Origin of the sequence: Limnohabitans rimovensis (SeqCode) (assembly GCF_965234775.1) — a bacterium.
GTDB classification, from domain to species: Bacteria; Pseudomonadota; Gammaproteobacteria; order Burkholderiales; family Burkholderiaceae_C; genus Limnohabitans; species Limnohabitans rimovensis.
This window is the reverse complement of sequence record NZ_OZ248566.1, coordinates 274,801-292,810: the sequence shown is the minus strand read 5'-3', so window position 1 is coordinate 292,810 and position 18,010 is coordinate 274,801. Positions and strand designations below refer to the sequence as shown.

19 protein-coding genes are annotated in these 18,010 nt (G+C 60.5%); 5 read left to right on the top strand and 14 right to left on the bottom strand.

Annotated features, from left to right (window positions below):
- Nucleotide 1 precedes the first annotated feature (1 nt).
- Genes AC8GFZ_RS10260 through AC8GFZ_RS10225 form a run of 8 tightly spaced genes read right to left on the bottom strand, consistent with a single transcriptional unit; the run spans nt 2 to nt 8,679 of the window.
- The gene (locus AC8GFZ_RS10260) at nt 2–592 is read right to left on the bottom strand and encodes a 3-hydroxyanthranilate 3,4-dioxygenase (RefSeq protein ID WP_506644784.1); all 591 of its coding nucleotides are present in this window, start codon (nt 590–592) and stop codon (nt 2–4) included.
- Between the two features lie 18 nt (nt 593–610).
- Nucleotides 611–1,588, bottom strand: coding sequence for a dihydrodipicolinate synthase family protein (locus AC8GFZ_RS10255; protein ID WP_506644783.1), 978 nt, complete (start codon nt 1,586–1,588; stop codon nt 611–613).
- The gene (locus AC8GFZ_RS10250) at nt 1,585–3,666 is read right to left on the bottom strand and encodes a xanthine dehydrogenase family protein molybdopterin-binding subunit (RefSeq protein WP_506644782.1); all 2,082 of its coding nucleotides are present in this window, start codon (nt 3,664–3,666) and stop codon (nt 1,585–1,587) included. The genes AC8GFZ_RS10255 and AC8GFZ_RS10250 overlap by 4 nt, the downstream gene beginning before the upstream one ends.
- A gap of 45 nt (nt 3,667–3,711) precedes the next feature.
- Nucleotides 3,712–4,638: an alpha/beta fold hydrolase gene (locus AC8GFZ_RS10245; protein WP_506644781.1), complete on the bottom strand. Its 927-nt coding sequence runs from the start codon at nt 4,636–4,638 to the stop codon at nt 3,712–3,714.
- 9 nt (nt 4,639–4,647) lie between these two features.
- Entirely contained in the window at nt 4,648–5,601 is a 954-nt protein-coding gene (gene bchC, locus AC8GFZ_RS10240; protein ID WP_506644780.1) for a chlorophyll synthesis pathway protein BchC, read from the bottom strand.
- Nucleotides 5,602–5,647: 46 nt separating this feature from the next.
- Nucleotides 5,648–6,958 (bottom strand): aspartate aminotransferase family protein, encoded by a 1,311-nt coding sequence (locus AC8GFZ_RS10235; RefSeq protein WP_506644779.1) that lies wholly within the window; start codon nt 6,956–6,958, stop codon nt 5,648–5,650.
- Nucleotides 6,959–6,977: 19 nt separating this feature from the next.
- Complete coding sequence (locus tag AC8GFZ_RS10230) at nt 6,978–7,904, bottom strand: NAD(P)-dependent oxidoreductase (RefSeq protein ID WP_506644778.1); 927 nt, start codon at nt 7,902–7,904, stop codon at nt 6,978–6,980.
- Nucleotides 7,905–7,962: 58 nt separating this feature from the next.
- Entirely contained in the window at nt 7,963–8,679 is a 717-nt protein-coding gene (locus AC8GFZ_RS10225) for a class I SAM-dependent methyltransferase (RefSeq protein WP_506644777.1), read from the bottom strand.
- Nucleotides 8,680–8,926: 247 nt separating this feature from the next.
- Between AC8GFZ_RS10225 and ylqF the strand changes: the two genes are divergently transcribed.
- From ylqF to AC8GFZ_RS10205, 4 genes are read left to right on the top strand one after another with little or no spacing between them, the layout of a single operon-like run.
- Complete coding sequence (ylqF, locus tag AC8GFZ_RS10220; RefSeq protein ID WP_506644776.1) at nt 8,927–9,865, top strand: ribosome biogenesis GTPase YlqF; 939 nt, start codon at nt 8,927–8,929, stop codon at nt 9,863–9,865.
- Between the two features lie 34 nt (nt 9,866–9,899).
- The gene (locus AC8GFZ_RS10215; protein WP_506644775.1) at nt 9,900–10,742 is read left to right on the top strand and encodes a thymidylate synthase; all 843 of its coding nucleotides are present in this window, start codon (nt 9,900–9,902) and stop codon (nt 10,740–10,742) included.
- A complete protein-coding gene (locus tag AC8GFZ_RS10210; protein ID WP_506644774.1) occupies nt 10,706–11,650 on the top strand; it encodes a DMT family transporter in 945 nt (314 codons plus the stop codon). The genes AC8GFZ_RS10215 and AC8GFZ_RS10210 overlap by 37 nt, the downstream gene beginning before the upstream one ends.
- 18 nt (nt 11,651–11,668) lie before the next feature.
- Nucleotides 11,669–12,151, top strand: a complete 483-nt coding sequence (locus tag AC8GFZ_RS10205) for a dihydrofolate reductase (protein ID WP_506644773.1) — start codon at nt 11,669–11,671, stop codon at nt 12,149–12,151.
- A gap of 128 nt (nt 12,152–12,279) precedes the next feature.
- Here the strand turns inward: AC8GFZ_RS10205 and AC8GFZ_RS10200 are convergent, their stop codons facing one another.
- From AC8GFZ_RS10200 to AC8GFZ_RS10190, 3 genes are all read right to left on the bottom strand, one after another.
- Nucleotides 12,280–12,498 carry a hypothetical protein gene (locus AC8GFZ_RS10200; protein WP_506644772.1) on the bottom strand — a complete coding sequence of 73 codons (219 nt, stop codon included), beginning with the start codon at nt 12,496–12,498 and terminating at the stop codon, nt 12,280–12,282.
- Nucleotides 12,499–12,550: 52 nt separating this feature from the next.
- Complete coding sequence (locus AC8GFZ_RS10195) at nt 12,551–12,922, bottom strand: surface-adhesin E family protein (protein ID WP_506644771.1); 372 nt, start codon at nt 12,920–12,922, stop codon at nt 12,551–12,553.
- 125 nt (nt 12,923–13,047) lie between these two features.
- A complete protein-coding gene (locus AC8GFZ_RS10190; RefSeq protein ID WP_506644770.1) occupies nt 13,048–13,722 on the bottom strand; it encodes a hypothetical protein in 675 nt (224 codons plus the stop codon).
- 128 nt (nt 13,723–13,850) lie between these two features.
- Between AC8GFZ_RS10190 and AC8GFZ_RS10185 the strand changes: the two genes are divergently transcribed.
- Nucleotides 13,851–14,639: an exodeoxyribonuclease III gene (locus tag AC8GFZ_RS10185; RefSeq protein ID WP_506644769.1), complete on the top strand. Its 789-nt coding sequence runs from the start codon at nt 13,851–13,853 to the stop codon at nt 14,637–14,639.
- A gap of 20 nt (nt 14,640–14,659) precedes the next feature.
- On the opposite strand, the gene ntrC is transcribed toward AC8GFZ_RS10185, so the two are convergent.
- Genes ntrC through AC8GFZ_RS10170 form a run of 3 tightly spaced genes read right to left on the bottom strand, consistent with a single transcriptional unit; the run spans nt 14,660 to nt 17,978 of the window.
- On the bottom strand, nt 14,660–16,261 hold the full coding sequence (gene ntrC / locus AC8GFZ_RS10180; protein WP_506644768.1) for a nitrogen regulation protein NR(I): 1,602 nt from the start codon (nt 16,259–16,261) through the stop codon (nt 14,660–14,662).
- Between the two features lie 53 nt (nt 16,262–16,314).
- Nucleotides 16,315–17,397, bottom strand: coding sequence for a nitrogen regulation protein NR(II) (glnL, locus tag AC8GFZ_RS10175; protein WP_506644767.1), 1,083 nt, complete (start codon nt 17,395–17,397; stop codon nt 16,315–16,317).
- Entirely contained in the window at nt 17,394–17,978 is a 585-nt protein-coding gene (locus AC8GFZ_RS10170; protein WP_506644766.1) for a hypothetical protein, read from the bottom strand. Before AC8GFZ_RS10170 ends, glnL begins: the two co-directional genes overlap by 4 nt.
- Between the last annotated feature and the right edge of the window lie 32 nt (nt 17,979–18,010).

The following is an 18,010-nucleotide window of genomic DNA, read 5'->3' as shown; positions in this document are numbered from 1 at the left end:
GCTAAAGCGCAAAGCGGGCACTGAGCTGCTGGTGCCAGCTTTGCCAGTCGCGCCCGGTGTGCACATGGCCGCAGTGGGGGCACACCCGCTCGCTTTCAGGGGTGTCATAAAAAGAAGCAAATGCCTTGGGCAAATCTTCCACAATGCTTTGCAACTGCAACTCGCGCCGCGCCACCAAACCGGCACATTGGGCGCAGTACCACTCAAAGGCATCGCGCTCGCCCACAGGACGGGTGCGCTCAATGACGGTGCACAAACTGCCGGGCTCGGTGCGCTGAGGCGAGTGCCGCACATGCGGGGGCAGCAAAAACACATCGCCTTCGCGCAAGGGGATGCGTTCGAACTTGCCCCGGTCGGCGATCAGCAATGAGGCATTTCCTTTGAATTGGTGAAAGTACTCTTCAAACGGGTCGTCGTGAAAATCGGTGCGCTGATTGGGCCCGCCCACCACGGTGCAAATCAAGTCAGAGTTTTTCCAAATCTGCTGGTTGCCCACGGGGGGCTTGAGCCGCTCGGCATGGTCCTCGACCCACTGCGAAAAATTCAGCGGCGCGCTGTAGTGCTGGACTGAAGGGGGGGTGTGATCGCTCATGGTTTGGCCTTGGAGGGTTCAGCGCTTCAAGCCGCTTTGCGCAAAAGCCTTGGCCACGTTTGCCCGCTCTGCATCGGTGAGCTGAAGCAGCGGGCGACGCACCAGGCCACCATGCTGACCCAAATGTTCTTGCCAGCATTTGGCATGCGCCTGCGGCTTGCCTTTGGGTTTGCTGGCTTTGAAGGCTTGGCGCACGGGCTCCAAACTGTCGCGCACTTGGCGCGCAGCGGCATGGTCGCCGGCAAAAGCCAAGCGGGTGTATTCGTTCATGCGCTGGTCGTTTTTGGTTTGCAGCAAAAACGGCGGGGTGGAGCACAAATACAGCTTCCAGTTCAATTCAATGATGTTGTCCAACCACTCTTCTTCAGAGGGGTTGCTGACATGGATTTTGTGGCCCGCCAATTCGGTCAAGCGGATGTAATCAGGGCGATCGGTGCTGTATTTGATGGCCACCACATTGGGCAAATCGGCAATGCGGTTGCACAACTCGGGCGACATGGTGTAGCCGCAATCGGGGTGGTTCCACATGGCCATGCCCAAATTGACTTTCTCCGACAAATAGCGGTAGTACTCATAAATGGTTTCATCGGTATCGGCACCAAAATGCAGCACCGGACTGTGCACGATGATGTAGTCAGCGCCGATGTCTTGCGAGTGTTGGGCCAATTCCAATACGGTATCGAGCTGGGTGTCAGAGCAGGAGGTGATGATGCCGCATGGGCCCGCACCGCCCCGGTTGCCCGCCAAGCGGGCTTCATCGACCGCGATTTCCATGAGCTTTTTGCGGTCGTGCATCGACATGGAAAAAAACTCGGCTTGTTTGCCCGCGATGAACAAGCCGCCCAACTGCAAATCGCGGATCCAATGGCGCAGGTTGTCGCGGTAAGCGGCTTCGTCGAGTTGGCCTTGGGCATCAAACGGGGTCAGATTGGCTGCCCACACACCGACCAGGTGTTCGCGGGCATGCTCTTTGGCTTCGGATTTTTGGTATTTCAAGTCTTGTCTCCTGAGGTCTTGGCTTGCAAGGCAAGCCACAGTTGTTCGGCGCGCAAAGGCAGTTGCAAATCCACCTCGCCCAGGGGCGACAAAGCGTCCCGTGCAGCATTCATGATAGCGGCTGGCACACCAATGCAGCCGGCCTCGCCCACGCCCTTGGCACCCAGTGGGTTCAAGGGACTGGGGGTGTGCAATGAATGCAGTTCAATCGGGGGCATGTCATCGGCCCTGGGCACGGCGTAGTCCATCAATGAGCCGGTGAGCAATTGGCCTTCGCTGTCGTAGACCATTTGCTCCATCAAGGCCTGGCCAATGCCCTGGGCGGCGCCACCGATGAGTTGATCGCGCACCAAGTCGGGTTGCAAACTCAGGCCCGCGTCATCCACCCACAACAAGCGCTCGATGCGCGGTTGGCCCGTGGCCGCGTCCACCGACATGCGCACCAGGACACAACCGCTGGCCCAGGCCTCTTGGCTCTCAAATCGGGCCTCTGCGTTGAGGGGCAGGGGCAGGCCTTGTGCGCGCTGGTCCCGCAAGCTTTGGCAAGCTTGCAGCACCGCGCTGCCGCCAATCGCCGTGCTGCGGCTGGCCAGTGCACCGGTGCCAGGTGGACACAGATCGGTGTCGCCCATCAGCACCTGCACCTGCGCGAAGGACACACCCAAGGTGCTGGCAGCGATGTGTCCAAAGGTGGTGGCATGGCCTTGGCCTTGGTCGGGGCTGCCACTGGCCACGCTGACGCTCCCATCGGCATGCCAAGTGACGCGGGCCGACTCCCAGCCCTGGCCACAAGGCTCCACATACAGGGCCACACCCAAGCCCACCAACTCGCCTTGGGCGCGGCGTTGGCGTTGCCGTTCGCGCTCTTGGTCGTAGCCAAAGCGCTCGCAAGCCAAGCGCAGCAATTGCGGGAAATCACCCGAATCCAAGGTTTCGCCAGTCGGTGTGCGGTAGGGCATGGCGCTGGCATCGATCAGGTTTCGCAGGCGCATTTGCACGGGGTCCAGCCCCCCCAAACGCGCGGCTTGGTCGATCAAGGTTTCCATCAACAAGGCGGCCTCGGGTCGACCTGCGCCACGGTAAATGCCCACCGGTGCGGTGTGCGAGCGGCGCGACTGGCCCGTGATGTCACAGCGGTCCACCCGGTAAGGCCCGGGCAGGATGCGCGCGGCATTGCGCATGGGCACCAAGGCCGAATAGGGCAACCATGCGCCCAGGGTGTAGTGCAGTTGCGCCTGCAATGACAAAAAGTGCCCTTGCGCATCCACCGCCAATTGGCCTTGCAAGCGGGCTGCGCGGCCGTGTTGGCCCGACAAAAACTCTTCCGATCGGCTGGCCTTCCACTGCACCGTGGTGCGCAAGCGGTGGGCTGCCAAGGCCACCAAAATGTCCTCGGGTGAAATGGACGCTTTGGACCCGAAGGCACCGCCCACATGGGGTGAAATCAGGTGCACTTGGGGCAACGCCAGCCCCAAGGCCCGGGCGATGTCGGCCTGGGCACGCGCCGGCGTTTGGCTGCCCAACCACACCTTGAGGCGCTGGCTATCGCCTTGCCACTGGGCCACACAAGCGCGAGGCTCCATGGCCATGGCCAACAAACGCGGCACGGTCAAATCCGCACGGGCCACCACAGCCACCTGCCCCTGCGCTTTTCCATGGGTGTGCGCCACTTGGTGCACCACACTGGCGCCAGGGTCATCATCCACCCCCGTCGGCAAAGCCTCGAGCGACACCTGCACCAACAAGGCGGCCTCTTGCGCGGTGGCAGCGTCTTGCGCCAGCACCATGGCCACGGCTTGCCCCACATGTTCGACCCAGGGCCCGGCCAACAAAGGCATGGGCATGTCTTGCAAGGGCGGCCACAGCGGATTCACACCCGGGGTGACAACGCCTGCGACATCGCTGGCTTGCCAAACGGCCACCACGCCCGGCAACGCCATGGCCGCGCTGGCATCCACTTCCAACACCTGTGCATGCGCATGGTCGCTGCGCACAAAGGCCACATGCAAGGCCTGGTCCGGTGCGGCGTCTTGCACATAAAACCCCAAACCGCGGATCAAGGTTTCGTCGTCACGCATGGGGTTGGCCATTGATCCTGCGATGGGGTTCGGGTTGAAAAGACATCAAGGCGCCAACGGGCGCTGCAGAAACGCGCGCATCGCTTGCAACGACAACTGAGGCTGCTCTTCATGCGGCAAATGGCCCACCTGGGGCAGGACCACGCGCTGGGCATGGGGGATGGCGCGCTGATAGTCCAAGGCATTGGCCACTGGAATCATTTGGTCTTGTTCGCCCCACAGCAACAAGGTGGGCATGCGCAGGCGCTCCAGCCACGGCAAAGGGTCGCGGTTGCGGGTTTGCGCCATGCGTGCCAACACCGCTGGGCGCACCCCGGGTGCGAGCAACATGTCTTGGTAGCGCCGCGCAGTGGCGTCGTCCAAGCGGCTGGAGTCGGCATAAGCAGAGGCCACACCTTTGTTGATCAGCCAGCGCGGCAAGGCATAGCGCGCCACGCCCATCCAAGCGGGCACGTCGTAGGTCTTGTCACTTTTGGCTTGCGGGTCGGGGAAGCCATCCGGCGCGATCAAGACCAACTTGTCCACCCGCTGCGGGTGCGCGGCAGCAAAGTGCCAAGCCAAGCGCCCGCCCATGGAGTGGCCCACCACGGTCATGGATGGCAAGCCCAATTGATCCACCACGGCCAGCAAGCGCAGCACATCGGCCTCGTCGCTGTAATCGGCGGGTTCGGCCGGGCCGGTCAAGCCAAAACCGGCGATGTCCAAACGCACCACCCGGTGGTCGGTGGAAAGGCCATCAGCCCAGACGTCCCAGGTTTGCAAGCTCGAACCAAAGCCATGCAACAACAGCACCACGGGGGCTTGTGCAGGGCCTTCGATTTGCACATGGGTGCGCAAACCTGGGGTTTGCACAAATTGGCTGCCGGCGCGGGCGTATTGGCGCTCCAAATCGGCGCGGTCCAGGTCAGGCGTCCACAGGCTCCAGCCCAGCAACAACATGAAGGCCAAGACCATGGCGGTTTTCAGAACCATTCCGCGGGGTCAGGCCTGGCGCCAGTCGATCACCATCTTCAAGCATTGGGGGTCGCCAAAGGCCACCTCATAAGCCTGCTGGGCACGCTGGGGTGTTTCGAAGTGGGTGATCAAGCCCTCCAGCGGCAAGCTGCCGTTGTGAAACATGGCCACCACTGCATCCAGGTCGTGCTTTTTCCATTGCGCGGCCACGCGGATGCTGGCCTCGCGCATGAAGGCCATGGCGTAAGAAAAAGACAAATCTTGTTTGTAAAAGCCTGCCAACACCACCTCGCCGCCGGGGGCCATTTTGGGAATCACGCGGTTCAAGATACCCGAGTCACCGCTGACATCACAAATGCACCGGTAATCTTTGCGCGCATCGTCGTCGGGGTGGATCACGCCATAGCCCAAGGCGCCGCTTTGGCGAACCGCTTGGGTTTCCCACACCACCGGTGCCGGTTTGCCCGCGGCCACCACCATGCGGGCCAGCAATCGGCCCATGATGCCGTGGCCAATGATGAGGTCGGGGTAGGCCAATGGCAGGCCTTCGCGACCCACGGTGAACACATGGTGGGCGGTGGCGGCCAAGGCCAGCAAGACCCCTTTGAAGCCCAATGCGGCATCCAACTTGACGGCCCGCTCGTGCGGCACCACCAAGCGCGATCCCGAGCCGCCGAAAATGTTTTGCACCCCTTGAAAGGCATAGGAGCCGGGCAAAAAAACCAGGTCGCCCAGCGACAAGCCCGTCACCTCGGCGCCCATTTGGGCCACGGTGCCCACGGTTTCATAGCCCGGCACCAAGGGATAAGACAAACCGGGAAAAGGGGGCATGGTGCCGTCCCACAACAAGCGTTCGGTGCCGGTGCTGATGCCGCTGAACGACACCGCCACCTCCACATCGCGCGGGCCCATGGGGGCCAGCTCCAAGGTCCGCACCGCAATGGACTGGGGGGCTTCAAAAACAATGGCTTGGGCTTTCATGGGCCGCATTTTGACGCAAATAAGGAGCGCTTCTTTGGCCCGAGGTTCAGCGCAATGCCGCTTGAACAGAGCGGGTGGCCATGTCTTCCAACCACCCCAGATCGACATCGGCATGGGCTTCGCACAAGAACCACGGCTCACGAGAGTCGGGTTCGAGCATCACCCCGTTGCCAATCATTTCCCAGGCAAAGCGGCGGTACAAGTCGCTGTTGGTCTTGCGCCAGTCGCGATAAGTCTGGGGCACGGTGGGGGTGAAATGGATGCCCAGCATCGCAGGCGGTCCGGCAAACGCATGGGCCACCCCCGCTTGGGTGAACACGCGGCCGAGCAAGGCCTGGATGTCCCGCCCGACACGGTCGATGGTGGCCATGGCGTCGGTGTGGGCCAAGATGTCCAAGGTGGCGTGGGCCGCACTCAAGGCCACCATGTTGGCCGTGTACGTGCCGCCATGCACCACCCCACCGGGGTGTGAGCCCACCACGTCCATCACATCGGCGCGGCCGCCAAAGGCCGCCACCGGATAGCCATTGCCCATGGCCTTGGCAAAGGTGGTGAGGTCGGCATGGATGCCATACAAAGCCTGCGCCCCACCCGGGGCCACCCGAAAGCCGGTTTTCACCTCGTCCAAGATCAACATCACCCCATGCTGGGTGCACAAGTCGCGCAAACGCTGCAGCCACACCGGGGTGGCCGAAATGCTGCCCGCATTGCCAATGATGGGCTCCAACATCACCGCCGCCAACTCGGAGCCACGTTGAGCAAACAACTGCTCCAAAGCGGGGCCGTCATTGAGGCCGATGATGTCCACCAAGGCCCGGGTGTTTGGGGGGATGCCCGCACCAAAAGGAATGACCTGCGGGGCATTCGGGCTGGCCGGGTCCCAGTTTTCAATGTCGGACTTCCACATCACCTCGTCAAACAAACCATGGAAGCTGCCCTCGACCATGGCGATGCGCTCGCGCCCGGTGAAGCCGCGCGCGGTGCGCAAGGCGCCCATCACCGCCTCGGTGCCGGAATTGGCAAAACGCATTTTGTCGATCTGCGGGCACAAGGCCTTGATTTGCTGCACCACTTGGGCATCGAGTTCGGTGGAAAAACCCGTCACCGTGCCACCGCGCTGGATTTGCGCCACCACCGCCGCATCCACCCGCTCGTCGCGGTAACCCAAGATGATGGGGCCATAGCCCAAGCGAAAGTCAACGAATTCTTTGCCATCGACATCGGTGATGCGGCAACCCTGGGCGCTTTGCAAAAAAACCGTTTGTTCCTCGCCCCAATAGCGGTAGTTCTCCGCCACGCCCTGGGGCATGTGCCCATGGGCTTGGCGCATCAAAGCGGATTGATTGGGTTTGGTCACAGCGGGCCCCTTCAGTGGGTCAAGACTTGACAGCGTCACTGCCCCAGGCCTGCCCCAGGGGTGGACGCAACAGCAAACCGGCACGTTCCTCGAGCAAACGCACCACATGCAACTCGCCCGCATCGGGGCCGTAGGTCTGCATGGCTTGCTGAAAAACTTTTTGGGCCAAGGCCCCCATGGTCAGCTCATACCCTTGAGATTGGGCCACTTGGTTGATCAGGCCCAAATCTTTGCAGCACAAGGCCAGCGAAAAACTCGGGTCGTAGTGACCGGCAAAGATGGACGGCACATCGTGCTGCGCCACCCAGCTGTTGCCAGCGCTGGATTTGATGGCCTCCCACACGGTGTCCAAGGGGATGCCGGCTTTCGCGCCCATCATCAAGCCCTCGCCAATGGCAGCGGCGCTGACAAACCACAACAAATTGGTCAACAACTTGATGGTCGCGCCATTGCCATGCATGCCCACATGAAATATTTTTTCACCGAGCACGTCAAAAATGGGCCGGTGCCGCTGATACACCGCTTCGTCGCCACCGACAAAAATCGACAAGCGGCCCAGGGCGGCAAAGTCCACCGCATTGGTGACCGGGGCCTCGAGAAAATCGCCACCCCGCTGGCGCGCCAAATCAGCGAGTTGGCGCACCAGGTCCACCGAACTGGTGGACGTGTCGATCACGGTCATGCCCGGTCGCAAGGCGGCCATCACGCCTGACTCGCCCAGCATCACCGCTTGCACTTGCGCAGGGCCTGGCAAGGAGGCCATGACCACATCACACGCCGCCATCCCTTGGTGCAAGCTATTGGCCCCATGCGCTCCTTGGGCCAACAGGTCTTGTGCTTTGTCGGGCGCAATGTCATACACCGTCAAGGGGTAACCGGCTTTGAGCAAATTGGCCGCCATGGGGTGGCCCATGTTGCCAACGCCAATGAAAAAGATATGGGGCAAGGAAGTCATTGATCAGATGGGCAAACGTGGGTAAAAGATAAAAGGAAAGCCAGTTCGTTCAAGTGGCACTTTTGGCAAAGGCCAGAAATTGGGGGCCCTGACGCGAGTCGGGCAAAAAGTGCAAGCCCAAGGCTTCCAGCATGGCCAGCGCCTGGGCAAAACCATAAGTGCGGTACTGGACGGTTTGGGCCATCACCCGTTGGGGGCCGTCGTCCAAGTAATAGTGTTTGATGAAACCATCTGGGTGGGGGTCGATTTGCTGGCCATACAACATGCCGTTGGAAATGGTTTTTTGATAGTCGTGGTGTGGCCCTTGGATACCCAGCAACAACTTCCCGCCCGGCGCAATGTGGGCGGCGACCCGCTCCAAGCCCTGCAAATTGCCTTGGGCGTCAGGGATGTGGCTGACCATGAAAGGCTCTTTGTCGCCATCAAACACAAAGTACCAGACACCCCCATATGAAAAAGCCACCTCGTAGGGGTGGCTGAGTTGCATGTCGGTGACGTTTTCACACGCCAAACTGACGTTTGAAAAAGCTTTCAAGCGTGGCTGGGCAATGTCAAGCATGGCCTGGGTCAGGTCGATGCCGGCAATTTCCAAATCGGGGCGGCGCTTGGCCAAAGCTTCAAGAATCAGCCCCGTGCCGCAGCCAATTTCCAACACACGGCGAAAGTCACCTTGTTGGATCAGTTGGGACACGATTTGCTCGTAGTCGTAATAGCCCGAGGTCATGATGACGTCGTAATAGGCCGACATGTTGGTGTAATCGCCCATGCAAACTCCTGGTGGGACCTGTAGTAATTTTTCACCAAAGCTTACACCAAGGCCAAGGCGCCCAGAATGCGCGCGCTTTAGGGCCGCCTGCGCACGGCAAATCAGCGGCCCAGCCGACGTGGCATCCATCCCGGTCGTAGGCCCTGATGCCGCACCTCCATTGAACCCCTTGGCCAACTTGCAAGCCGCTCTGCACCAATCTGCACGAAAATGAACCCACACAATTGGCGTTAGGTAAAAGATTCTCATGGCGATTCAATGGTTCCCCGGTCACATGCACCTCACGCGCAAAGCGATTGGGGAGCGCATCAAAGACATCGACGTGGTCATTGAATTGCTGGATGCCCGGCTGCCGGGCTCGAGCGCCAACCCCATGCTGGCCGAGCTGATCGATGGCAAACCCGTGCTCAAGGTGTTGAGCAAACAAGACATGGCCGACCCTCAGCGCACCGATGCGTGGCTGGGCCATTACAACGCCTTGCCCGGCACCCGCGCCCTGGCGATGGACACCAGCATGACGGCACCGGCCAAGGCCTTGAAAGAAGCTTGTCTGCACCTGGCCCCATTGCGCGGCGGCATGGTCAAACCCATGCGGGTGCTGATGTGCGGCATCCCCAACGTGGGCAAATCCACCTTGATCAACACCCTCAAGGGCCAACGGGCGGCCAAGACCGGCGACGAAGCGGGCGTGACCAAACTAGAGCAACGCATCAGCTTGGCCGACGACTTCTACATCTACGACACCCCTGGCGTGCTGTGGCCGCGCATCACCGTCGAGCAAAGTGGCTACAACCTGGCTGCCAGCGGTGCCATTGGCGTCAATGCCTACGATGAACAAGAAGTGGCCTTGGAGCTGCTGAACTACCTGATCAGCCACTACCCTGACGCCTTGACCCAGCGCTACAAAGTGACCAATGTGCCCAGCCACACCGATGAGGACCTGCTGGAGGCCATCGGCCGCCAGCGCGGTGCCGTGCAAAGCGGTGGGCGGGTCAACACCGTCAAAGCGGCAGAAATCGTCATCCACGACTTTCGCTCCGGCGCCTTGGGCCGATTGACCCTGGAAACGCCCGACGAATACGCCCAGTGGTTGGCGCTGGGCCAACAGGCCGACGCCGAGCGCAACCTGCGCAAAGCGGGCTTGAAAAAACCGCGCGGCAAAGGCAGGCCCACGGTCAGGCGATGAGGTGCGTTCATGACTCCCATTTAAACTCTCTCCCATGAGCCTGCCTTCCCCCCACCCCATCCCCACGCCCTACGAAGATTTCATGCGCCATGTGTACACGCATGGGGTGGAGAAGTCTGACCGCACCGGCACCGGCACGCGCAGCGTGTTTGGCCACCAAATGCGCTTTGATTTGCGCCAAGGTTTTCCGCTGGTCACCACGAAAAAAGTGCATTTGAAATCCATCATCGTTGAGCTGCTGTGGTTCCTCACCGGGTCGAGCAACAACAACTGGTTGACCGAGCGCGGTTGCACCATTTGGGACGAATGGGCGCGAGAAGACGGCGACCTGGGGCCGGTGTATGGCGTGCAGTGGCGCAGCTGGCCCACGCCAGAAGGTGGCCACATCGACCAAATCACCGAGGTCATCAAGACCTTGAAGACCAACCCCGATTCACGCCGCATCATCGTGAGCGCTTGGAACGTGGCCGACCTGTCCAAGATGGCGCTCATGCCCTGCCATGCCTTCTTTCAGTTTTATGTGGCACCGCCCACCACCGCTGGCGGCAAAGGCCAACTGAGTTGCCAGCTGTACCAACGCAGTGCCGACATTTTTTTGGGCGTGCCCTTCAACATCGCCAGCTATGCGCTCTTGACCCACATGGTGGCGCAGCAATGCGACCTCGAGGTGGGTGACTTCATTTGGACCGGCGGCGACTGCCACATCTACAGCAACCACCACGAGCAAGTCGAGTTGCAACTGACGCGCTCGCCCTTCCCCGCGCCCACATTGCACATCAAGCGCCGCCCCGACTCCATCTTTGACTACCAGTTTGAAGACTTCGAGGTGCGTGACTACCAATGCCACCCCGCCATCAAGGCGCCGGTGGCCGTGTGACGGGCGGCACCAGCGTCATCAGCCGCCAGCAACTGATTGGTCTGGTGGCCCTGACCTTGATGTGGGGCCTGAACTGGCCCATGATGAAGCTGTCCGTGCGCGAGTTGCCCGCGCTGTACTTCCGCTCCATCACCATGTTCTTGGGTGCTGCGTGGTTGTGTGCGTATTACCTGCGCCAAGGCGTGCGCATGTGGCCCCAAGGGCGCGAGTGGCGCGACATCGCGGTGTTGGGTGTGCCCAATATGCTGCTGTGGCACACCTTTGCCATCTTGGGGGTGCAAGCCTTGCCTTCGGGGCGCGCCTCCACGCTGGGATTCACCATGCCGGTGTGGACGGTGGTGTTGGGCGCTGTGTTCATGGGATTGGCTTTGAGTTGGCGCAGCGCAGCGGCGGTGGTGGCGGCCTTGGCCGGCATTGGTTTGTTGATCAGCGACGAGTTGAGCGCCTTGCAAGGCCAACCCATGGGCGTGTTGTGGATGGAGCTGGGCGCCATCAGCTGGGGCCTGGGCACCTTGCTGATGCGCCGCCTGCACAGCACCCTGCCGGTTCAAGCGCTGACGGTGTGGATGATGTTGCTCAGCAGCCCGTTTATTTTGATGGCGGCGCTGGGCAGCGAAACCTGGCGGCCTTGGGATTTATCGACCTGGGGTTGGATCAGCGTGGTCTATGCGGTGTTGATCAACTACGGCTTTGCCCAAATCATTTGGTTTGGCATGGCCCGCGACTTGCCGGCATCCACCAGTGCGATGAGCATCATGGCCGTGCCCGTGGTGGGCACCTTGTGCGCCACGGTGGTGGTGGGCGAAATCCCCCGCTGGCAAGATTACGCCGCGATGGCCTGTGTGCTGCTGGCGATTGCGGCGGTGTTGCTTCCCAGTCGACAGGCCCGCGCGGCCAGTCCCTCCTGAACCCAAGGCTTACCCCCCATGGAACTCAAACTCATTTACGCACGCTCGCGCAACGGTGTGATTGGCCGCGATGGCCAATTGCCCTGGCATTTGCCCGCCGATTTGGCGCACTTCAAACAAACCACCTTGGGGCAAGCGGTGGTGATGGGGCGCAAAACCTGGGACTCTTTGCCCGAGCGATTTCGCCCCCTGCCAGGGCGCACCAACATCGTGATCACACGCCAAACCGACTGGCACGCCCCGGGGGCTTTGGTGGCGCACTCGCTCGACCAAGCCATGTCCTTGTGTCCTGCGCCTGGCCCTTTGTGGGTGATCGGCGGGGCCGAGATTTATGCCCAGGCCTTGCCGCTGGCCAGCACTGTGGTGGTGACCGAGATTGATGTGGAGGCGCAAGGCGACGCCCATGCCCCCAAACTGGGTACTGAATGGAAAGAAATGTCACGCCTCCTTCAACAAAACGAAGACGGATTAAGTTACAGCTTTGTCATTTACAACAAATAGGAGTTCCCCATTGCGGGTTCAGGTTTTCACGTTCACAGCCCCCACGATCACGGGTTGGAGAAAGCTGCAAAACATGGCAATCTAGTCTCCATGTGCTGGGCGCACAGCCCGCCCAGAAATGCCCAGGTTTAGGCGCGGCGCGGAGCCAAGGTCTTGCGGCCCTCAATGCGCGCCTTGCGCAGGTATTTTTGTTTTTCGTTGTTCACATACACCTCAGCAATCGGTGCGACCAAGCTGGCCATCAGGTGCAGCAGGTACATGCCGATGAGCAAGGGGGACATCAGCAAAGCCAGCACGGCAAATGCCCAGTTGTTTTGGCAATAGGCCCAAATATCTGAAAACTTCATGGCAACCCCTTAATGCATGCGCCTCATCTGAACCCTGGCGCAAAGCCAAGCCTCATTTGTGACACACAATTTTGAAAACCGCCTCGGCCACAGAGTCTGCTTGGATGGGGTACCAGTTGCCGCTGACCGAGTTTCTGAACACCACCTGGCCTTCGGCCATGGGCTCTGAAAACGAAGAAAAAGCCAAAGTGCGGCGCTTTTTGAGCTTGCACTCGTACTCCACCAGCAAGCGACGCGATTGCGCCCCGAGCTTGTTTTTCTTCTTCATGTCGATCAACTGCAATACCTTGGGGTTGGCCCCCTCGGTATAGATTTTTTCGCGGTCGATGTAGACCACTGCGGTTTGGGTCTCGTCGACCTCTTCCCAAGCAGCGGCGGCAGGCAGCACCCAGCACATGATCCATATCGACAACAAAAACCTCATCCAACACCTCCACAAGGGAACACAGCCCACCATAGCCAGGCATCGTAACCAATGTATCGGTACCAATGTCTAGAAGTTGAGCCGGGCCTAGGCTGGCCGAGTCGCCAAGCCTGGCGACCGGTGTTTCATTCCCCGGCGTAGACAGCCAGGTCCGGGGCCGCAAAGTTGAGCAAGGTCAGCATGTGGTTGAGTGTCAAGCAAACCGAATACAAGCCCAGCGCCCCATCGGCCTCGAAGCCAAAGCCCAAAAAGCAGCCCGATGACAACACACACACAGCGTCTGGGCGCTCTGTTTCTGGGATGGCCATCCACCAGCGCTGCAAATCTTCCAGCTCATCTGGCCCCCGGAAAAAAACCACCATCACCGGCACCCGGTCAGACGGCGCGCCCTGGTATTTGATCGTGGGCTTGATATCGCGACTCAATTGTTTGATGTGGGAGCACACCTCCCGCAAGCTCGCATCGTCTTCCCCCGGGTGATCAGCGACATCAATCACCAGCGCCACCGCCTCGGCCAACACCAAGCGGCTTTTGCCATCGTGCAAGGGGAAGCTGGGCATGAAACCGTGCTCAATGATGAGGTCCAACTGCTCTGTCAACACGCCCGTGGCGTCGGTGATGCGCCCAGAGGTGAAGCGCCGGTGGGCGGAAAACAAGGGCCGCAAAAACTGCTCGACCAACAGGTTTCGCAACGCCGTTGCATGCGCCGGGTCTTTGGGATCGAGTTGGGCGTAGGCGTTCAAGACTTGGTCTTGCACCGCCAACAGCCGGTCGATGAGGTAGGGATTGGCTTCGGTCATATATATTTTCAAATGATCACATTTATTGACATATTAAAGGATGCCTGATGCATCGACCGCGCTGCGCCAATCTTTATCTATGATGCACAAGCTTTGCCGCTTTACCCCCCCACTTTGAAGCCCTCCCCATGAAACTTGCGACCTGGAACGTCAACTCCCTGAATGTGCGCCTGCCCCAGGTGCTCGATTGGCTACAGACCCAGGCAACCGACGCGCCCGTGGATGTGCTGGCCCTGCAAGAGACCAAGCTGACCGACGACAAATTTCCACGTGCCGACATAGAAGCCAGCGGTCACCAGGTTGCGTACTTTGGCCAAAAAACGTACAACGGCGTGGCCCTGATCAGCCGCCACCCCCTGCAAGATGTGGTGCACAACATCCCCGGTTTTGAAGACGACATGGCGCGGGTCATCAGCGCCACGGTCTTGGGCGTGCGGGTGATTGGTGCTTACTTTCCGAATGGTCAAGCCCCAGACAGCGATAAGTTTGTGTACAAAATGCGCTGGCTCGAGGCCTTGCACCAGTACGTGCTGACCAGCTTGCAAACCCACCCCCAGTTGGTGCTGATGGGCGACTACAACATCACCTGGGACGACCGCGATGTGTGGGACCCAGTGGGCTTGGCCGGCACCATTCACTGCACAGATGCCGAACGCGCCCATTTCAAGAATCTGTTGGACTTGGGGTTGGTTGACGCGTTTCGCCAGTTTGATCAGCCCGAGAAAAGCTATTCGTGGTGGGACTACCGCGAGTTTGGCTTTCGGCGCAACCGGGGCCTGCGCATCGACCACATCTTGGTCTCGCAAGTGCTGAAAGATCAGCTCACGGCCTGCACCATCGACAAGGCCCCGCGCAAAAACGAGCGCCCCAGCGACCACACACCCGTGCTGGTGGACATTGCGCTGACCCCGGGCTGAGCACACGCTGCCCCGAGCGCTCAATCGTCCAAGCCGAGCTCTTGGATTTTGCGGGTGATGGTGTTGCGCCCAATGCCCAGCTTGACCGCCGCTTCGATGCGCCTGCCACGGGTGTTGGCCAGGGCCGCCATGATGAGTTTGGACTCAAAACGCCGGGTCAAAGCGTCCCACACATCGGTGCGACCCGACAACAACAAGTCCATGGCCTCGGCCTCCAGGCCCAACTCCCAATCGGCACCGGGCATGTTGAGCACACCGGCACGGGTGGGTGTGTTGGCCACCAAAGGCGGCGAAGCAGTGGGCGCGCTGTGAACGATTTCGCCATGCCCATTCAAAGTCCCTGGCGGGTGGGGGTCCAAGGCCATGCTGTCCACACCGTTGGTGCGCAGCGTCTCCGCAGGAATGGCGTTGGCCAGCGTTGACCCCCTGGACGGTGCCGATGCGCCATCTTGGTTCGTGCTGTGCACCACTTCGGGGGGCAGGTCTTTGGGCTCAATGACTTGGGCGGGGGCCATCACTGTCAACCAGTGGCAGATGTTCTCGAGTTGCCGCACATTTCCAGGGAATTGGAATGCCGTCAAACAGGCCTGGGCCGCGTCCGAAATGCGTTTGGGCTCCACACCCAACTGCTGTGCGCTTTGCTGCAAAAAGTGGCGCGTCAACACAGGGATGTCTTCCATCCGTTCGCGCAACGCGGGCAAGCGCAAGCGAATGACATTCAGGCGGTGGAACAAGTCCTCACGGAAGGCGCCATCTTTGACGCGCAACTCCAGGTCTTGGTGGGTGGCGGCGATGACGCGCACATTGGCCTTGATGGCGCTGTGCCCCCCAACCCGGTAAAAACTGCCATCGCTGAGCACCCGCAACAAGCGGGTTTGCAAATCAAACGGCATGTCACCGATCTCGTCCAGGAACAAGGTGCCGCCCTCGGCTTGCTCAAAGCGGCCGCGGCGCATGCTTTGTGCGCCGGTAAACGCACCGCGTTCGTGGCCAAACAGCTCGCTCTCGAGCAAGTCTTTGGGAATGGCCGCAGTATTGATCGCCACAAATGGCCCTTGGGCGCGCGGTGAGTGGCGGTGCAAGGCCTGGGCCACCAGCTCTTTGCCGCTGCCCGACTCGCCAGTGATCATCACGGTCACATGGCTTTGGCTCAAGCGACCAATGGCCCGAAACACATCTTGCATGGCTGGGGCTTGGCCCAGCATTTCAGGCGCAGCAGCGGCACCAAAGGTGCCCACTTGCTCGTGCTGGCTTTCTTCCACCGCGCGCCGAATCAACTCCACCGCTTTGGGCAGGTCAAAGGGTTTGGGCAGGTATTCAAAAGCCCCGCCTTGAAAGGCCGAAACCGCACTGTCGAGGTCGGAGAACGCGGTCATGATGATGACCGGTAAACCCGGCATCAAGGTTTTGATGCGCGTGAGCAAATCCAGACCCGACCCACCCGGCATGCGGATGTCGCTGACCAACACCTGGGGCTGCTGCTCCACGTCTCCAGACTCCAGGGCTTGCAGCACTTCACGCGGGCTGGAGAAGCTGCGCGTGGGCATGTCCTCGCGCAGCAAAGCCCGCTCCAAGACAAAGCGAATGGACTGGTCATCGTCCACGATCCAAATCGGTTTCATATCAACGCTTCACCTCAAGTCGGTCAGTGCATGAGCACTGTTTGCACACATCTTCAGGGCAATGGAATCACGATTTTGAAATCGGTCCAACCGGGCACGCTATCGCACTCGATCAAACCTTGGTGCTGCTGCACAAACGTTTGGGCCAAATTCAGACCCAAACCCGAGCCACCATCGCGACCCGACACCAAAGGCGAAAACAACCTGTCTTTCAAACTCTCCGGGACTCCAGGTCCGTTGTCAATGACATGCAATTCCAATGCCAACCGAAAGCGCTGCTTGCTCACCGTGATTTGGCGCGCCACCCGGGTGCGCAGGGTGATTTGGGCATCTCCTTGCTGGATGCGCTCTGCCAGTGCCAAAGCAGCGTTGTGGGCAATGTTGAGCACAGCCTGGATCAGCTGCTCAAAGTCCCCCCGGAATTCGGGCAAAGAGGTGTCGTAGTCGCGTTGCACCCGCAAGCCACGCGGAAACTCGGCCAAGATCAGCGAGCGCACCCGCTCGCAGACCTCATGGATATTCACGTCGGTCACCACATGGGGCCGCCGGTGCGGCGCGAGCAAGCGGTCAACCAGGGTCTGCAATCGGTCGGCCTCGCGCACGATGACCTGGGTGTACTCGGTCAGCTCGCGCGACTGGATGTCCATTTCCAACAATTGCGCAGCGCCACGGATACCGCCCAAAGGATTTTTGATTTCATGGGCCAGGTTGCGGATCAACTCTTTGTTGGCCTGGGCTTGGCTGACCATGCGTTCTTCGCGATCTTGGCGCGCTTGCTGCTCTTGGGGCAACAACTCGATCAACACCTCGTCGGCTTGCTCGCCGGGCGCCACAATCACATGCACTGGGGTGGTTTCTTGGTTGGCGCGCAGCAAACGGGCGTCGTAGCGCAAGGCTGAAAAGCGGTACTTGTCGGCATCGGCCAGGGCCTGGGACAAGGTGTCTGCCTCGCTCAAAAAGTCCAACAAACTCGCGCCTTGCAAGGCGCGGCGCGACACACCCAGCATGTCTTCCAGGGCCGCATTGGCAAAGCACACCCGAGCTTGGATGTCAACCACGGCAACCAAGGTGGCCAGCATGTCAAAGGCCTGGTAGCGCTGGGCCAAGGACAAAGATGGCGGTGGGTTCAGGCTCATGGTTTGGCCGCCACCGTGCCCAAGCGGGCCAGTTCGCGGCGCAATCCCGCGATGTCTGATTCAGATCGCATCAAACCCATGCGCATCTGCGCCACCCGCTCCTGGTACCTGGCTGGGTTTTTGAATTCGTCACCTTGCTTGTGCGGCTCGCCGTTGTTCCACAAGCGGGCGATTTCGGCTTGGGCAGCGATGGCTTTGGCCAATTCGGCCTCCAAGATTTGGCGCGCCTGTTGGTCACGCTCTCGTTGCGCTTGTGCGTCCACCTTGGTATTCGGTGCCGCATCCGACACAGCTGCGGCGCGTGGGTTGCTGACTGAACCGGTGGTTGCAGGAGAAACAGGTGCGCCAGGGGTGGCATGCACCCGCGTGCCCTCGATCACGGTGACTGGCGTGGCGCCCATGCGAGCACAGTCCGCGCCGGCCACCGGTTGATTGGTGTAGGCATTGCCGCAGCGGTAAATCTCGGCGGGTGTCTGCGCCAGACCTGTCGCACTGAGCCACAAGGCAGCCAGCAGCACAGCGCGTCCCACCCCCAAGCCGGTGGGGGAAAGGGTTACAGGATGGGGCCAAATAAGGTTCATGTGCTGGCAAACGACAAGGGACGGCAGCGCCG

Excerpts from the sequence above, each read along its gene's own strand:
- ylqF (WP_506644776.1), top strand. The coding sequence starts at position 8,927 with ATGGCGATTCAATGGTTCCCCGGTCACATGCACCTCACGCGCAAAGCG.
- AC8GFZ_RS10170 (WP_506644766.1), bottom strand. The coding sequence starts at position 17,978 with ATGAACCTTATTTGGCCCCATCCTGTAACCCTTTCCCCCACCGGCTTG.
- glnL (WP_506644767.1), bottom strand. The coding sequence starts at position 17,397 with ATGAGCCTGAACCCACCGCCATCTTTGTCCTTGGCCCAGCGCTACCAG.
- AC8GFZ_RS10260 (WP_506644784.1), bottom strand. The coding sequence starts at position 592 with ATGAGCGATCACACCCCCCCTTCAGTCCAGCACTACAGCGCGCCGCTG.
- AC8GFZ_RS10185 (WP_506644769.1), top strand. The coding sequence starts at position 13,851 with ATGAAACTTGCGACCTGGAACGTCAACTCCCTGAATGTGCGCCTGCCC.
- AC8GFZ_RS10250 (WP_506644782.1), bottom strand. The coding sequence starts at position 3,666 with ATGCGTGACGACGAAACCTTGATCCGCGGTTTGGGGTTTTATGTGCAA.
- AC8GFZ_RS10200 (WP_506644772.1), bottom strand. The coding sequence starts at position 12,498 with ATGAAGTTTTCAGATATTTGGGCCTATTGCCAAAACAACTGGGCATTT.
- AC8GFZ_RS10215 (WP_506644775.1), top strand. The coding sequence starts at position 9,900 with ATGAGCCTGCCTTCCCCCCACCCCATCCCCACGCCCTACGAAGATTTC.
- AC8GFZ_RS10190 (WP_506644770.1), bottom strand. The coding sequence starts at position 13,722 with ATGACCGAAGCCAATCCCTACCTCATCGACCGGCTGTTGGCGGTGCAA.
- AC8GFZ_RS10245 (WP_506644781.1), bottom strand. The coding sequence starts at position 4,638 with ATGGTTCTGAAAACCGCCATGGTCTTGGCCTTCATGTTGTTGCTGGGC.
- AC8GFZ_RS10205 (WP_506644773.1), top strand. The coding sequence starts at position 11,669 with ATGGAACTCAAACTCATTTACGCACGCTCGCGCAACGGTGTGATTGGC.
- ntrC (WP_506644768.1), bottom strand. The coding sequence starts at position 16,261 with ATGAAACCGATTTGGATCGTGGACGATGACCAGTCCATTCGCTTTGTC.
- AC8GFZ_RS10195 (WP_506644771.1), bottom strand. The coding sequence starts at position 12,922 with ATGAGGTTTTTGTTGTCGATATGGATCATGTGCTGGGTGCTGCCTGCC.
- bchC (WP_506644780.1), bottom strand. The coding sequence starts at position 5,601 with ATGAAAGCCCAAGCCATTGTTTTTGAAGCCCCCCAGTCCATTGCGGTG.
- AC8GFZ_RS10225 (WP_506644777.1), bottom strand. The coding sequence starts at position 8,679 with ATGGGCGATTACACCAACATGTCGGCCTATTACGACGTCATCATGACC.
- AC8GFZ_RS10210 (WP_506644774.1), top strand. The coding sequence starts at position 10,706 with ATGCCACCCCGCCATCAAGGCGCCGGTGGCCGTGTGACGGGCGGCACC.